Source organism: Paraburkholderia sp. BCC1886, from assembly GCF_900996245.1.
Lineage (GTDB): Bacteria > Pseudomonadota > Gammaproteobacteria > Burkholderiales > Burkholderiaceae > Paraburkholderia.
The window spans coordinates 1-14,618 of sequence record NZ_CAAJGK010000057.1; the positions used below are offsets into that span (position 1 = coordinate 1).

General features: G+C 60.4%; 12 protein-coding genes and 4 pseudogenes. 7 read left to right on the forward strand and 9 right to left on the reverse strand.

What is annotated here, in order from left to right; all coding sequences use genetic code 11:
• Window positions 1-275: 275 nt before the first annotated feature.
• Window positions 276-911: pseudogene (locus tag FQ746_RS21655) on the forward strand (PDDEXK nuclease domain-containing protein); the annotation flags it as partial.
• A 57-nt stretch (window positions 912-968) separates the two neighbouring features.
• On the opposite strand, the pseudogene FQ746_RS21660 reads toward FQ746_RS21655, so the two are convergent.
• Window positions 969-1,703 (reverse strand): annotated as a pseudogene (locus tag FQ746_RS21660) (IS6 family transposase).
• A 43-nt stretch (window positions 1,704-1,746) separates the two neighbouring features.
• Between FQ746_RS21660 and FQ746_RS21665 the strand changes: the two are divergent.
• Window positions 1,747-2,464 (forward strand): annotated as a pseudogene (locus FQ746_RS21665) (transposase); the annotation flags it as partial.
• Between the two features lie 193 nt (window positions 2,465-2,657).
• Here the strand turns inward: FQ746_RS21665 and FQ746_RS21670 are convergent.
• On the reverse strand, window positions 2,658-2,867 hold the full coding sequence (locus FQ746_RS21670; RefSeq protein WP_186310795.1) for a hypothetical protein: 210 nt from the start codon (window positions 2,865-2,867) through the stop codon (window positions 2,658-2,660).
• Between the two features lie 510 nt (window positions 2,868-3,377).
• On the opposite strand from FQ746_RS21670, the gene FQ746_RS21675 reads away from it, so the two are divergent.
• The 3 genes from FQ746_RS21675 to FQ746_RS21685 all read left to right on the forward strand — a co-directional run bounded on the left by FQ746_RS21675 (window position 3,378) and on the right by FQ746_RS21685 (window position 6,486).
• Window positions 3,378-4,703, forward strand: a complete 1,326-nt coding sequence (locus FQ746_RS21675; RefSeq protein ID WP_144111703.1) for an MFS transporter — start codon at window positions 3,378-3,380, stop codon at window positions 4,701-4,703.
• Window positions 4,700-5,128, forward strand: a complete 429-nt coding sequence (locus FQ746_RS21680; RefSeq protein ID WP_144111704.1) for a nuclear transport factor 2 family protein — start codon at window positions 4,700-4,702, stop codon at window positions 5,126-5,128. The genes FQ746_RS21675 and FQ746_RS21680 overlap by 4 nt, the downstream gene beginning before the upstream one ends.
• A gap of 110 nt (window positions 5,129-5,238) precedes the next feature.
• Entirely contained in the window at window positions 5,239-6,486 is a 1,248-nt protein-coding gene (locus FQ746_RS21685; RefSeq protein ID WP_144111705.1) for a porin, read from the forward strand.
• Between the two features lie 12 nt (window positions 6,487-6,498).
• Here FQ746_RS21685 and FQ746_RS21690 read toward each other — a convergent pair whose 3' ends face one another.
• The 4 genes from FQ746_RS21690 to FQ746_RS21705 all read right to left on the reverse strand — a co-directional run bounded on the left by FQ746_RS21690 (window position 6,499) and on the right by FQ746_RS21705 (window position 9,541).
• A complete protein-coding gene (locus tag FQ746_RS21690; RefSeq protein ID WP_144111706.1) occupies window positions 6,499-7,380 on the reverse strand; it encodes an amidohydrolase family protein in 882 nt (293 codons plus the stop codon).
• Complete coding sequence (locus FQ746_RS21695; protein ID WP_222105893.1) at window positions 7,377-7,943, reverse strand: carboxymuconolactone decarboxylase family protein; 567 nt, start codon at window positions 7,941-7,943, stop codon at window positions 7,377-7,379. Before FQ746_RS21695 ends, FQ746_RS21690 begins: the two co-directional genes overlap by 4 nt.
• Window positions 7,944-8,069: 126 nt before the next feature.
• Complete coding sequence (locus tag FQ746_RS21700) at window positions 8,070-8,675, reverse strand: DUF4286 family protein (protein ID WP_144111707.1); 606 nt, start codon at window positions 8,673-8,675, stop codon at window positions 8,070-8,072.
• A gap of 23 nt (window positions 8,676-8,698) precedes the next feature.
• Window positions 8,699-9,541 carry an alpha/beta fold hydrolase gene (locus FQ746_RS21705; protein ID WP_144111708.1) on the reverse strand — a complete coding sequence of 281 codons (843 nt, stop codon included), beginning with the start codon at window positions 9,539-9,541 and terminating at the stop codon, window positions 8,699-8,701.
• Window positions 9,542-9,681: 140 nt separating this feature from the next.
• Between FQ746_RS21705 and FQ746_RS21710 the strand changes: the two genes are divergently transcribed.
• Window positions 9,682-10,644: a LysR family transcriptional regulator gene (locus FQ746_RS21710; protein ID WP_260854126.1), complete on the forward strand. Its 963-nt coding sequence runs from the start codon at window positions 9,682-9,684 to the stop codon at window positions 10,642-10,644.
• Window positions 10,645-10,714: 70 nt separating this feature from the next.
• Here the strand turns inward: FQ746_RS21710 and FQ746_RS21715 are convergent, their stop codons facing one another.
• Window positions 10,715-11,461, reverse strand: a complete 747-nt coding sequence (locus FQ746_RS21715) for an IS6 family transposase (RefSeq protein ID WP_186310796.1) — start codon at window positions 11,459-11,461, stop codon at window positions 10,715-10,717.
• Between the two features lie 38 nt (window positions 11,462-11,499).
• Between FQ746_RS21715 and FQ746_RS21720 the strand changes: the two are divergent.
• Window positions 11,500-12,057: pseudogene (locus tag FQ746_RS21720) on the forward strand (tyrosine-type recombinase/integrase); the annotation flags it as partial.
• A gap of 698 nt (window positions 12,058-12,755) precedes the next feature.
• On the opposite strand, the gene FQ746_RS21725 reads toward FQ746_RS21720, so the two are convergent.
• A complete protein-coding gene (locus tag FQ746_RS21725; protein ID WP_144111711.1) occupies window positions 12,756-12,998 on the reverse strand; it encodes a hypothetical protein in 243 nt (80 codons plus the stop codon).
• Between the two features lie 306 nt (window positions 12,999-13,304).
• Window positions 13,305-14,198, reverse strand: a complete 894-nt coding sequence (locus FQ746_RS21730) for a hypothetical protein (protein ID WP_186310797.1) — start codon at window positions 14,196-14,198, stop codon at window positions 13,305-13,307.
• Window positions 14,199-14,618: the final 420 nt, after the last annotated feature.

A 14,618-nucleotide genomic window follows, 5' to 3' on the forward strand; every position in this document is an offset into this window, starting at 1 on the left:
TCTTGCGAACCTCTGAAAGGCAGGCAGCCGCGGTGGGGAAACTGCCTTCTACAGAGATCATTCTCGACCCAAAACCGGACATTTCAACTTAGCCCGAAGGCGGACATCTGAACTTAGCCTCGACAAACAAACAAAAACAGGGAGCGATGGTGTAACCGAAGCGACTCCACCGGTTCTGCTTGCCGATTGCCGGTTCCACCAAGATAATTTCTGGCCCGAGCGCGATCGTCGGTGCCCGCCGACCAAACGCATGACCAAAAAATCCGAATATTCCCTTGTGGGCTGAGGACTATCGCCACTGGTTCGCCGATCTCAAGCAGCGAGTCGAGCGCTCGCGTCAACGCGCGGTGGCGAACGTCAATCGCGAACTGGTCGCACTGTACTGGCAGATCGGCCGCGACATTCTTGACCGGCAGCAGAAACAAGGCTGGAGTGCGGGTGTTGTCGACCGGCTCGCGAGCGATCTCAAGGCAGCATTTCCCGATATGCGCGGTTTCTCCCCGCGCAACCTCAAGTATATGCGCGGGCTTGCGCATGCTTTTCCGCAGCAGGAATTTGTGCAACAGGCTGTTGCACAATTACCGTGGTCGCACGTGGTGACGCTGCTCGACAAGCTGGACGACCCCGTGCAGCGGCTTTGGTATGCGGAAAAATCGCTTGAGCACGGCTGGTCACGCAGTGTGCTGACCATGTAGATCGAGACGGCCGCCCATGCTCGTACCGGCAAGGTCGTGACAAATTTTGCCGACAGGCTGCCGCCAGCGCAATCGGATCTCGCACGCGACGTACTCAAGGATCCTTATATCTTCGACTGCCTTGGCCTGACTGAAAGCGCACAGGAACGCGACATCGAGCGTGCGCTCACCCAGCACATCACGCGTTTCCTACTTGAACTAGGCACAGGGTTCGCTTTGGCTCTGTCACGTTGAAGTGTTGAAGGGGCAAGAGCGCCAAGGACGCGTGGTTACTCAGAAAACAGACGGATTTTGGGTGAGGCCGGTGAAAAGACGCCATGCGTCGAACCCAGCGGCGAGGTGTTTGCGATAGAGCGAGGCACGCAGCAGGCGCCGCTTGAGCGCAAAGTGCTGCCGGATCGGACCGAAGCTCGACAGGAAGGCCTGAGTACGATTCGGGTCGCGAAAGCCACGCATGCGGCGCTCGCGTTCACGCGTGGGTTGGTGGCTATTTTCGGCGCGATTGTTGACCCGAGCGCAGGCCTTGACAAACAGGTGTTTGACGTTGGCCAGCTCGGGGATGTCGGCTTTCGCGGCCGGATAGCTGCGCAGCTGGTCGGTCACGATCTTGCGCGGCCCCTCGGGGCAGGCAGCTAGGACGCGCTTGAAAAACCGCTTCGCTGCAGCCTTGTCGCGGCGCTTCTGTAGCAGGATATCGAGTTCAGCGCCGTGTTGGTCGACGGCGCGCCACAACAGGTATGGCTCGCCGCGCTACGTCACAAATACTTCGTCAAGGTGCCACGTGGTGCCGGGACTGCGACGCGCCGCCTTCACACGGCGTGCGAAGCCGGCACCGAACTTATCGCACCAGCGTCGGACCGTCTCGTAGCTGACAATAACCCCGCGCTCGAACAGCAGTTCTTCGATATCACGCAGGCTGAGCTAAAACCTGAAATACCAGCGTACCGCGCAACTGATGACCGCCGCCGGAAAGCGATGGCCGTGGTAAAGCGATTTTGCATTCTTCATCATTCGATTTTATTCGACCATCTCCGCAACGTGACAGTGCCGTCCCGCGTTCTTCGCCTATTCGACGAACTACCTGATTGATCTGCAGGCAGGGATCATCGTTGATGTTCAAGCGCCGCCGGCGAACCGGTCACAAGAGGTCGAGTCAACAGGACAATGATCGATCGTGCTGAACACCAACGGGACCTGAATCCTCGCCGACTGGTCGGTGACACCGCATACGGGACAGCAGCGCTGCCTGGCTGGATGGTTGAAGAGAAACACATTGAACCGCACGTCTCGGTCTGGGATAAAACAGCGCGCAAGGACAATACGTTCTCACGTGGCGAATTCATCTGGAATGAACAGGCCGACGAGTATCGATGTCCTGCGGGAAACGCGCTACGCAGCGACTGGCGTCCACTGAAGAATCCACGCACGCACATCACGAAAGCAGACACCATCATCTACCGCGCGAGTCAGATGGACTGTGGCGGCTGTTCGATGAAGGATCAATGTTGCCCGAATATGCAGTTTCGCAAAATTGCGCGCAGCATCCATGAAGCCGCACGCGATGAAGCCAGACGCATCGCGACACCCCGGAATATAAACAGTCGCGCCGACACCGAAAGAAGGCAGAAAAGCTCTTCGCTCACCTCAAACGCATCCTCAAACCTGATCGCTTGCTACTCCGTGGTCCAAGCGGTGCACATGATGAGTTTCTGATGGCAGCAACCGCACAAAATCTACGAAGAATGGCCAAGTGGCTTACGCCTGAAGGTAAGCAGGCAAACCAGGCAGCTACATGGCGAGAAATGGGGGGCGTCGCACGTTGCAAGACCGCCGCCTCGCTGAACACTCAAACTCGAAACGTACCGCCACAGCCAGCGCTCCCACCCGAAACACGACTTTTTCAACAGAATCGGCCGAACTAAGCCCGACGACGACCGGCTCAGTTCGACCCTGACGGGACCCTCAAATTCGTTTGTGCTTCTTCCAGGAGACGTAAGTCAGGGCAAGTGCGCCGGCCGGAAACATCATGAGCACAACGGATAACGTCAACACCACACCGTCGGCACTCCCGTTGCCGATCGTTCGTCGGTCCAGCACCGGGCGAGAGGGATCCGCACGATCATAGTAGATCGCCACAACGCTATCGTCGGAGCGCAATCGAGCATTGAGCATGGCCTCGTCGCTGCTCGGATACCGATGAGCGCTGAATCCACATGCAAGGGCCATGCTCTTGCTCTGATAGATCCGACCGTCAGTCGTCATCAAAGCACAAGCAGTCGATGCCCGCGCAGAAGCGCAGATCGATGTTCGGATTGCCGTCCACAAATCCTGCGAGGCGCAGCGGCAGCCATCACGTATCAAGCTTTGAGCGCCGTAAGCAGGCTCAACGAGATGTGTTTTTCGGTAGCAGTCTTGACTTGATGCAACTTTTCTTTTTTGTAAGCAAATCCGTTACTCGGCGCTACAAGTCACGATATTCGACGGTGTCCCCCGCAGTTTGCACTACTCTCCCGAGCCGGGCGAATGACAAGTAGTCGTCGACTCCCGAAAAAGCTATGCCGACGGAGCATGGCTTGCGATCACGGAAAGGTTTTTGTTATTCGCCAAGTGCGAGCGCACAGTACGGGAAAATCTGGCCCGGCACCGCATGTGCACGACGACGAAACCTCCAGGAGACAACCGATGAAAGCCGGGCGTTCCATCATTTACCTCTTGCTCTTTACGGGCTGCTCGATCAACTACGTGGACCGTGTGGTCCTGTCGGTCGCAGCCGGCCCGATCGCCCGCGAGTTCAATCTCTCGACCATTCAGCTCGGCTATCTGTTTTCGGCATTCCTCTGGACCTATCTGGTATTCGTGCTGCCGTGGGGCATGTTCGTCGACCGTGTCGGCACCCGGCGCGCCACGGCCGCCGGCATGTCGATCTGGTCGGTGGCGACGGTGCTGACCGCTTTGTCCGGCGGCTTCGGCTCGGCGGTTCTCTCGCGTCTGCTGATGGGTTTTGGCGAGGCCTCCACCTACCCCGCCGGCGCGCGCACGATCCGCGAATGGATGCCCGCCCGCGAACGCGGCTTCGCGACTACTGTGTTCAATTGCGGCGGCTATGCCGGCCCCGCCGTGGGCTCCATGCTGATGGGATACCTCGTCGCGAAGATGGGCTGGCGCGGCGGCTTTTACGTGTCGGCCGCAATCGGCCTCGTCTGGATCGTGGTATGGCTATTGGTCTATCGCCGACCGGAAGACGCGACCTTCATCGGTGAATCCGAGCGCCAGCTCATTCTGACCGAACGCGGTGGCAACGCACTTGCCAGCAATAGCGCGCCGCTTGCGGCATTGATGCGCTGCACGAGCCTGTGGGGCCTGTTCATCGTGCAAGGTTGCGCGGTCTACACTGTCTACCTGTTTCTGAGCTGGCTGCCCAGCTATCTGCAGGCAGCACGCGGGCTGACCGTATTGCGCAGCGGCCTGTACACGGCGGTGCCCTATGCCGTGGCCGTGCCCGGCACGATCTTCATGGGCTGGCTCAGCGACCGGCTACTGCGCAACTCGCCCGTCGAATCCGGGCGACGCCGCTATCTCGTAGCAACGATGCTGCTCTGTTCGTCGTGCATCCTCATCACGCCGTGGGTGAAAAGCACCGGCTTGATTCTCGCTCTGTTCTCATTCTCGCTGACGAGCATCGGCAGTACGGTTGGGCTGAATATCGCGCTACTGAGCGACCTGCTACCGAATCCCGCGAACACGGGTCGTGCCAACGGCTTTCTCGTGACGGGCGGCAATCTGTTCGGCGTGCTCGCGCCGATTGCCACCGGCTACGTGGTCTCCACCACCGGCAGCTACGACACGGCCTTCCTGATTGCCGGCGTGCTGCTGGTGATAGGCGCGACCGCCTGCCTCACGATGACCCGGCAACCGATCTCCCCGCCCGGCGATACCGGCGATGCCAAAGATGCCGAAGATACCGAAGACACTCCCACAGTCGATTCAACCTCAGGAGCTGCCCTATGAGCGCCGCCGACGACCGCGACCAGATACGCGACCTGCTTGCCGAATACTGTTTCTTACTCGACGGTTATCAACTCCGCGATTTCGCGGCGCTGTTTTCCGCGCAGGGCGAATGGCTATCGCGCAATGGCAATGCGAAAGGGCCCGCGGCGATCGAGCGGCTGCTAGGCGAGATAGTGCCCGTACCTGCCGACGGCACGCGCCGCAAACACTTCACCGCCAACATCCGGATCCGGCTCGCGGGCGATACGGCCGAGGTCATGTCTAACTTCATGGTGGTGCGGGAAAGTCCACAAGGTCCCGTCATCGCGGTTGCAGGCCGCTATGAAGACAGCGTCCTACGCGCCGGTGAACGCTGGCTGTTCCAGTCGCGCCGGCTTCACCACGACATCACCGGCGAAAGCGGACTGATGACGCCACCGGGCTGACGTCACCCCGCACACACCCGTCACTTCTTGCTAATTTCCGCGCGGCGAGCGCCGCGGGGATCGTCACGTCCGCGCTTCGGCGCAACAACAATAACAGGAGACTTTTACCCATGCGCCATCGTTCATTTCGCGCCCCGGCGCGCGCCTTGTTTTTCTGCATAATCGGCCTCGCGGGTCATCTTGAGGCCGCACGCGCCCAGGGAAGCGTCACGCTTTACTCGATTCTCGACAACGGCTTCACGTACACCAACAATGCCGGCGGCCATCAGTCGATCATGCAGCAGGACGGCAACAACACCGGCGCATCCGGAAGCCGTTTTGGCCTGCGTGGCAACGAACCGCTGGGCGGCGGGCTGAGCGCGCTGTTCCTTCTCGAAAACGGTTTTACGCTGCCCAACGGCGGACTTCAGCAAGGCGGCCTGCTGTTCGGCCGGCAGGCCTATGTGGGCGTGGGCAGTCTCTATGGCACCGTGACGCTCGGCCGTCAGTACGACTCGCTTGCCGACTATCTCCAGCCGCTCTCCGCCGCCTCGCAATGGGGCGGCTACATGACCGGACATGCCGACGAGGTCGACAACATCGTCGACACCAATCGCGTCAATAATTCGATCAAGTACGCGAGCCGCACTTACGCGGGCTTCAGATTTGGCGGCGTGTACAGCGTGGGCGGCGTGGCGGGTCACGCGAGCCAGAACCAGGTGTGGTCAGCGGGCGTCGGCTACGTCAACGGGCCGTTCAGCGCAGGCGCGGCCTATCTCGATGCGAAAGAGCCGAACTTCGGCTTCTTCGGCGGGAATGGCAACGCGCTCGCGCCCAACTCGGTCGGCGCGAACGGCCAGCCGAACGACAACAACATCGGTGCGACACGGCCCGCGTTTTCGGGCTTCGCGTCGGCGGGCAGCGAGCAGATCGCGGCGGCAGGCGGCGCCTATACGTTCGGCGCGGCGACAGCCGGGTTGGTCTATTCGAACGTCAGGTTCGACCATCTCGGTGCGGTCCAGGTGTCCGGCACCCCGACCTTCGCCGGCGGACCCAGCGCGATGTTCAACAGCATCGAGGTGAACTTCAGGTACCACATTACGCCCTCGCTTCTTGCCGGCCTCGCGTACAACTGGGCCCGCAGCAACTCGCTGCAGACCGCGCAGGGCACCCAGCTCGGCGCCACTTACAACCAGCTCGAAGCGGGCCTCGATTACTCCCTGTCGAAACGGACCGACCTCTATTGCGTAAGCGTGTTCCAGCATGCAAGCGGCACCGACTCGACCGGTTCGAGCGCGCACGCGTCGATCAACGGACTCACGCCCTCTTCCACCGACAAACAGATTGCAGTGCGCGTTGCGCTGCGCACGCGTTTCTAGCCCCTGCGCCGATCAGTCGAAGCCAAAGAGCCGCGCCGGATTGTCGACGAGCATGCGCTGCTTCTGTGCGTCGTCGGGCGCGATCTCGTCGATCAGGTTGGTCAGCTCGCCGTCGTCGGGCATCGGTCCGTGCAGATTGACGTGCGGCCAGTCGGTCGCCCACACGACGCGTTCCGGCGCGTGTTCGGCAAGACTTCGTGCCAGGGCTGCGGCGTCGTGATACGGCCGGCCGGTCTTCGATAAACGGTCGCTGCCCGACAGCTTGACCCAGATTTTCCCCGTGTCGAGCAGGCGTCGCAGTTGGGTCATCGCGTCGCCGTGCAGGCCGTCCGCGAGATCTGGACGTGCCATGTGATCGATTACCACGGGCGCATCAATCGACTGAATGAACGACGCATAGTCGACGATGTCGTTACCAGCTACATGAATCGCGATATGCCAGTTAAACGGCCGGACCTTGTCGATGACCGTGCGCATCGCGTCCAGTTGCGGACGGCCGCCAAGATGCGACAGAAAGTTGAAACGGGTGCCGACGATGCCTGCGGCGTCGAAAGCGGCGAGCATCGCATCGTCGTCTTCCGGGCGCACCAGCGCCACGCCGCGATAACGTCCCGCGCCGGCGGCGAGCGCGTCGAGCAGCGGCCGATGATCGAAGCCACTCCCCTGGCTCTGCACGATCACCGAGCGTTCGAATCCGAGATGCTCGTGCAGACGACGTAACGCGGCCTCGGGCGCGAGCGCCGGCGTAAAGCTGCGATCGTCGGGCAACGGATAGCGGTCGAACGGACCGAAGACGTGGCAATGCGCGTCGCAGCTCGCGGGCGGCAGAGCCACGTGAGGTTTGCGCGATTGCGCAAGCGGCGCCGGGCCGGGCGTATCTGAACGTTGGCTCATGATGTTCCTTGCGGGATCATTTCATACGCGACGCCCTCGGGCGGCAACACCTCGAACACGTTGATGGTCATTGAGATCAGCGTGTAATAGCCAGCCAGCCCGACCAGATCGATCACTCCCGCTTCGCCCAGTTCTTCGACGGCTTCGGCATAGAGCGCGTCCGGTATTTTCCGCTCGCGATGCAACGCGCTCAGGAACGCATGGATCACGGCTTCGTCGCGCTGCACGAACGGCGGCGGCGCGCCATCGCGAATCGCATCCACCACGGCTTGAGCGACGCCTGCTCGCAGCGCGATCGGCTTGTGCGCATACCATTCGTATTCGGCGCTCCACAAGCGTGCGAGCGTGAGGATCGCAAGTTCTGACAGGCGCGGCGGCAGCGAACTGTCGTAGCGACAGTACTGTCCCAACGCCTGTGCGTTGCGAGCGAGCTCCGGGCGGTTCAGCCACACGGCAAGCGGTCCGCGCACGCCCTTTCGCGGTCCGCTTGCAATGGCATCGTGAACTTCGCGCTGGGCGGGCGTCATTGAGTCGTAGTGAAGGTCGGCGAGTCGTCGGGTCATGATTGGCCTTGGTTGTGTCGGGTTTCATGCGGGCAGCTTGTCTCGCATCACGGACGGCGGCCGGCGTGACGCAACGTCATCCGGCACCGGGTTGCCGCGGCTTCGCTTCGCACCGCAACGGCGGCCTTAGCCGTAGCCGCTGCGCACGTAAGGCGCGTAGAGGTTGAACGTCGCGATGCCGAGACCGCTTGGCCGGCCGATCTGCTGCGCCAGATCGGCGGCCGCCACCGGCGTGTCGAAGGCGGCGAGCACCCAGAGCGTGGTGTCGGCTTCGACGAACGCGCGCAACTGGCGCAGATCGGCGCGCGGTGTGAGCGCTTCCCGAACCGCGACCGCCACCGCCGACGCATCGGCGGCATGCATCGGGATGCTTGCGACTAGCAGGCGCGTGGCGGCGGATAGAGGGAGCTGCGTCTCGCCGAGTTGCTGCGCGATCACACGCGTGCGGCCTACGGTACGCGGAAGAATGCGCCTGCTCCACGGCGTCGATTGCGCGCCAGACACCTCGCGATACGCCGCGCTTTGCAACGCGTCGATCGACTCGAGTTCATAGAGGGCGAGCCAGCGCGGCCAGCCGTCGATGCAGACCCAGCGCGCCGCCGACTCGAAACCCGCCAGAGCACGCCTCTGCGGGAAATGCTCGGTGTCGTACCAATCGTTGAATTCCTCTTCGAGGGAGGCCGGGGGTTCCATCGACACCATGAGGATGGCGCGGGGTGCGGCTGTCGTCATATCGGCTGACTCGTGCATGCGACTCATTGCGGTTCGTTGCGTTCCATGAACGCGCAGATCTGTTCGACCACTTCGTCGGGATTCTGAATGGCCATGAGATGGCCGCTCGGGATCACGCGGAATTCCGCGTGCCTGATTCGGGCTGCCTGCGGTTCGACCAGCGCGGGCGGGCGCAACAGGTCGTGACTGCCCGCGAGCAACAGGCTCGGACACTGCACCTGAGCCAGGACATCGGCGAGATCCATCTCGCCCAGCGCCCGATTCGCGAACGCATAGCCAAGTGGATCGGCGGCGAGCAGACGCGCGCGATACCGCTCGAAGGCGGCCATGTCGGTTCGCAGTACCGGTGGCCACGAACGCGCGAGCGTCGTCTCGACAATCGCGCGCATGCCTTGCTTCACGGCAAGGTCCGCGCGTTGCTCGAGCAACGAACGCCTCGCGGAATCGGCATCGAGTGCCGGTGCGCACATCACGATACCCGCCACCTGCCGCGGATATCGCGCCGCCAACGACACGGCGATCGCCGCGCCCGCCGCGGCCGACACAAGCCAGCAAGGAGAGGGCAAGTCCACGTGGGCCAGCAACGCCCGCAGGTCCTCGACATGACGGTCCACGGTATAGGGCGTGCGGACTTTTTCCGACAGGCCATGCCCGCGCTGATCGACACGTAGTACCCGGTGGCGTTGGCTTAATGAAACCGTCACCGCATCCCAGCTTGCAATGCTGCCGCCCAGCTCGTGGATGAGTACTACGCTCGGGCGACCTTCGCCCTCGAGCTGGTAATGAAGGCTAACTTCGCCGGTATCGATCCACGCGGGGATTTGATCGATTGCATGGTGGCTGGTCCCGCTCGAACTCTGATTCAAATGGCGCGCTCCTGTTTCGCGTTACTGTGCGCGCGCGACGGCCCATTGACAAAAGCCTTTTTACGATGGGAAGCTATGCCCGATAGGCATAGCGACGAACGTGTCGCCGAATTAAGGAGAAGATCATCGAGATCAGGGAGTTGCGTTCGTTCGTGCACATCGCGCGCGTTGGCAGTTTCAGCCGTGCCGCGGCTGAGTTGTATATCGCTCAACCCGCGCTGAGCCGTCAGATCGCCAAGCTCGAAGCTGAACTCGGCACCTCGCTTTTCGTCCGCTATGGGCGGGGCGTCAGGCTGACGAGTGCCGGTGCGCAACTGCTCGAGCGAGCCGAGATCATCCTCAACTATGTCGCGCAGACCGCTGAGCACGTGCGCGAATCCAGCGACCGGCTGACAGGACACATTGCACTCGGCATGCCGCCGGCGGTGGGCACGAAAGTGTCCGCGCCGATCGTGGAAGCGTTTCGCGAACGCTGGCCCGCCGTCGGTTTGCACATGCGCGAAGGCTTAAGCAGTTCGCTGCAGGAATGGCTGCTCGACCGGCGCGTCGATATTGCCATCGTCTACAACCAACCGCCTCTTGAGGCGTTCGACATCGTGCCGCTGTGCAGCGAGGCGATGGTGGTCGTCGGACCGCCGGACCGCCCGGGCATCGAAATGCGCTCAGACACGCCGTTGAGGATTCGCGATCTCGCCGAATTGCCGCTCATCGTGCCCGGCTTTCCTCATGCCAACCGGCGTGTGCTGGAGCAAGCCGCCGTGCAGCATGGCGTGCATCTCCGGATCGTGCTGGAAGTAGACAGTGTGACGCTGACCAAAGCACTCGTGCAGCGCGGACTTGGCTACTCGTTGCTCACCTATACGGCGATCGAGGAAGAAGTCACGCGAGGCGAGCTTCGCGCGCTGACGATCGAACGCCCTGCCATACGCTCGACCATTTCGCTTGCGACGCTGCGTGAACAGCGTGCGTCACGCCTCGTGCGAACAATGTCTGACGTGGTGACTGAAAAGCTGCATGACCTTGTAGTGAACGGTGCATGGCGCGATCAGGTGACGTGGCTCGGCGATATAGCGCCTGCGTTGACCGAACACGATGTCGACTAACGGTCGTGCCTTGAAGGGTTCCGTCGCGATAACGGCGGACGGAGAATTCTGATCGATATCGTAGGATTGCTTATATGACCAGCGAGTAGAACTGCTCGGCGGCTGATGGATGGGTGTCTTTTTCCGCCCGCATCTGTCCTTTGCGAATCATGTGCATGACCTCGACGCCAGACAGAATGACGCGCACGCACCGAAAATCCTTGAAGCCCAGCATCGGTTTGACGATACGTTTGATGGCCCGGTGATCCTGCTCCACAATGTTGTTCAGGTACTTGCATAGCCGAATCCTGATCGGTGTTTCCCTCTCGGCATTGATCGCCTGAAGAGCGGCCAGATTCGCGCCGCGTTTGTCAATCGTCACAGTCAGCGGCGCGCCGTTCTGGTCGATTGCCTTTTCGAAATATCGTCGCGCGGCAACCTTGTCCCGACGGGCCCGAAACAACAAGTCGACCGTGTTTCCGGCCTTGTCCAAAACGCGATACAAGTATTTCCACTGGCCGCGCACCTTGATGTACGTCTCGTCCATCCGCCAGCTCTTGCCCACCGGGCGCTTGTGCTTGCGGAAGGCTTTTTCGAACAGCGGCACCAGCTTGATCACCCATCGGTGCACAGTCGAATGATCGACCTCGATACCGTGTTCCGCAATCATCTCTTCGAAATCACGCAGACTCAGCGAATACGCCGCGTACCGCCGAACGCACAGCAGGATCACGTCCACAGGGAAATGCAGCCGCTTCAGAACTTTCGCGACGCCCGGCGGCAACGCTTTCCGGCAAATGCGTTCTTTCTTCACCGCCCCTTCGTACACATCTTTCATGCCCCAATTTTACCGTACCGCCTTATCCCGACAGACCTTTTACCCTGCTCTATCTGGGCGGTCTGCCCATCACGGAGGTCGGCACAAACACGATGGGACAGTTTTTCAGGCGCGCTGACGAAAACGGCACGGAACGGTGGTGGCTCGAAGTAATGGGCAAAGGTGGCAAGGAGCGGATGGTACCCGCCACCGCGGAAATGATGACGGAACTTGGCATCTACCGGCGGGCACGTGGACTGGCAGGCCTGCCCTCGCCAGGCGAGGACACGCCGCTCGTGCTGCCGGTTGGCCCGTCTCGTAAACCGCTCACGCGCGCCGCGTTGCACCGGATCGTAAAGGATGTTTTCAGCGGTGCGGCGCAATCCCGGCGTGCGCGAAGTGAAGATCATGCTCAGCGCGCGGACCGCTTGGAACAGGCATCGGCACACTGGCTGCGTCACAGCGCAGGCTCCCATATGGCGGACCAGCAGGTCGATCTGCGCCTCGTGCGCGATAACCTCGGGCACGCATCACTGACGACAACCAGCCAGTATCTTCACATTGATGAAGATCGCCGGCACCGCGAGACCGACGAGAAACACCGCATTGACTGGTGAAGAAGGGTAACCGATGGCAGCCATAACTCACCACCGCCTACCGGCTGATCTGGACAGCGTCGGTGGTGAGCCTGAACTGGTTCACCCGGACGCAGGCGGAGTTTTCTTTCGGCGACCGCGATAATGCGGCGCCGTCTGTCCGCAAATGCCTTGAGCAAGCGAATCTGGTCAGCGTCTGGCGGCAACCAAAATCGCGCTTCGCGCGCCTGTCGTATCGTCGACAGCCGATCCTGTTCCGAAGCCCGGTCAGGCGAAACAAAATTTCATGTTGGTCTGCGTCCGTGTAGATTGCAGACTGCTGTAGAGACGGGGTTTGGGGTTGTGGGGGACGCAGACGCGACAGACGGTTAGTTGCGTACCTGTAGTCGGAACCGGGGCCTAAAGTGAGCATTTACGGGAGACAGCTTTCACCATGCGATAGGGCGGTCAGCCGACCTGCATGCCGGCAATGAAGACGGCGCTCACTCACTCAATCGCGTGAATTCAGGCGATTGAAAAGTGCGCTCGCGTTGGGCGATCGGCTCTACTCGACCCATTACGGTCAGTGAATTCAACTGGAAGCGGCCGCTCACAGATCAGTTCGATGCGTAAATCGAGCCCCCAAGTGATGCCACAACTATTCCGACGACCTACAATCAGTGGGTTTGTGGCCGGCTTTCAGATTCTGCGCTATTTCTGTTTCAAGACCCAAGGGCGAGCTAGTGCAACATCAATATTGCAAAGCCAATTGCAAGCGACCAACGCATCCATTTAAACCCGTTGGCTTCAATCCTTTCACGAATCGCGAAGGCTCGAGGGTCTCGTGCCGCAAGCCGCTTTATTCCGAGAGCTGCCATGCCTATGATCACTCCAAGCCATGCAACCTTGCGAAATTCCTCAGCGGCTGCATACCAGAGGAAAACACATCCTCCAACGATCTGAATTGCGTGAAGACCGTACATGAACACTGCTTGTTTTGATTGACGAGTCACTTTAGGCTTTTTGGATCAAAAAGAACCTATCTTTGCATCTCACGCGACAATGATAGAGGCCGGCGTATCCGATTGACAAGAAACAGTCATCGCATCTCAAAGCCGCTGTTCGCGAGCGCTATATGCGCCTTTGCTTATGGCAGGAGGGAAGGCTATGCGAAAGACATAAGCCGACCCGGAGCGGCCAGTCCGCGAGAGATTTTTAACGTCCGTTACTTATCCGGCAGCGGACAAGCGAGCCAAAGGGGATCGCGAACAACCGAGCCTCATCGTATCTCACTGGTTGTGCGCCGGTAAGAAAGCGAATGCTCCTAGGGGATACGATTCCAATGGAGTGTCGTCCGCGCAGTACGAGAAGTCGCGGTTCACACGCTCGCTGTCGCCATAGATTTGGGACATAACTTCACACATCCTCTTCGGATAAAGGCTAACCACTCCAAAAGGAGGCGCACTACTTTGTACTTGCCTTCCCATGAGCCTTATAACTGGTGCGTCATGGTCTTTTGCAGATTCACCTGAAAAAGCGATTGCCCAAGACAGCTCATACAGTCGGTCCCGAGTAGCTAGTGGTATCGCTTTGTCGTCCGGGACCGTGGCAAGGAGCTTGTTCATTAGAGACTCTATTCTCGAGAGTGCTCCTTGCTGTCCACCGGCCGCTGCGACTTGAGCCGCGCCAGTTCCAAGCGAGTCCTCGCTGGAAATCCGTTCAAATGCTTCGGCTGCATATCTCGCCGATTCGCGCCCAAAGCCCGCTAAAACTGTCATTGCGTATGGCCGAATATCGCCGTCGATTCGCCCACCGCCATCGTCGTCGACTACCGGCCGTGGAGAAAAGGCTACGATCGCGACGGCATTGACGACATTAACGGGCGGACGTTGAAAATGAGAGGCTAGCCTCAGCTCATGGCGGTCAAATCTGCCCTTGTCGAGGGCGCTACCAGCGAACGCCGTGGCAACACGCCCATAAATCGCTGCGGGAGTACACACCCTCGCTCCACGCTTCCCCGGACTCCCACGATACAGGTCCTCACTGAGCGAGCGTTCGGCTCCTATGGCGAGCCAGTCGTACGAGTACGGCGCGACATGCTCCAAAGTTGAAGCGGCAATTTCAAAATGCTCATTTTCTTTGATATTCGCCGAGACACACTGGGGGTTTTCCCAGATGGGCATGGCCGGCATCGCCGTTAGCGTCCTTGACATTGTCTCCCGAGCGACCGTCCGATGGTGCCCGATCCCGAAGCCTGCAAGAAACGTCAATACGAATCCAGCCAGAACATATTTTCGGTCCATTTCCCCGTTGCCCCGATATTGGCTAATTTTTCGCAATTGTAGTTCGGCCGAGCGCAACTCGGAGATTGTGAGCGCGGGAATCGAGCGACTGATTCTGGCTGATGCCACAAGCATGCGAACACGAATAATTTCTTTGATACCGATTTCGGTCCTTCAGCGCGACAGTGCTATCGTCGCCTCTTGGCCGACAACAGTCCGATGTGTCTTGCATCGAGCGACTCAGCGGCGTCGCTTCGTGATCGGCTGTACGCGACCCACAACTGACGGTCGCGTCGGCGCGCCGTCAACGGCCGCTTGCGG

What these genes read in the sequence shown, in the direction of transcription:
- FQ746_RS21675 (WP_144111703.1), top strand. Translation starts at nt 3,378, where the DNA reads ATGAAAGCCGGGCGTTCCATCATTTACCTCTTGCTCTTTACGGGCTGC.
- FQ746_RS21670 (WP_186310795.1), bottom strand. Translation starts at nt 2,867, where the DNA reads ATGCTCAATGCTCGATTGCGCTCCGACGATAGCGTTGTGGCGATCTAC.
- FQ746_RS21685 (WP_144111705.1), top strand. Translation starts at nt 5,239, where the DNA reads ATGCGCCATCGTTCATTTCGCGCCCCGGCGCGCGCCTTGTTTTTCTGC.
- FQ746_RS21680 (WP_144111704.1), top strand. Translation starts at nt 4,700, where the DNA reads ATGAGCGCCGCCGACGACCGCGACCAGATACGCGACCTGCTTGCCGAA.
- FQ746_RS21695 (WP_222105893.1), bottom strand. Translation starts at nt 7,943, where the DNA reads ATGACCCGACGACTCGCCGACCTTCACTACGACTCAATGACGCCCGCC.
- FQ746_RS21715 (WP_186310796.1), bottom strand. Translation starts at nt 11,461, where the DNA reads ATGAAAGATGTGTACGAAGGGGCGGTGAAGAAAGAACGCATTTGCCGG.
- FQ746_RS21700 (WP_144111707.1), bottom strand. Translation starts at nt 8,675, where the DNA reads ATGACGACAGCCGCACCCCGCGCCATCCTCATGGTGTCGATGGAACCC.
- FQ746_RS21730 (WP_186310797.1), bottom strand. Translation starts at nt 14,198, where the DNA reads ATGCCCATCTGGGAAAACCCCCAGTGTGTCTCGGCGAATATCAAAGAA.
- FQ746_RS21690 (WP_144111706.1), bottom strand. Translation starts at nt 7,380, where the DNA reads ATGAGCCAACGTTCAGATACGCCCGGCCCGGCGCCGCTTGCGCAATCG.
- FQ746_RS21725 (WP_144111711.1), bottom strand. Translation starts at nt 12,998, where the DNA reads ATGTACGGTCTTCACGCAATTCAGATCGTTGGAGGATGTGTTTTCCTC.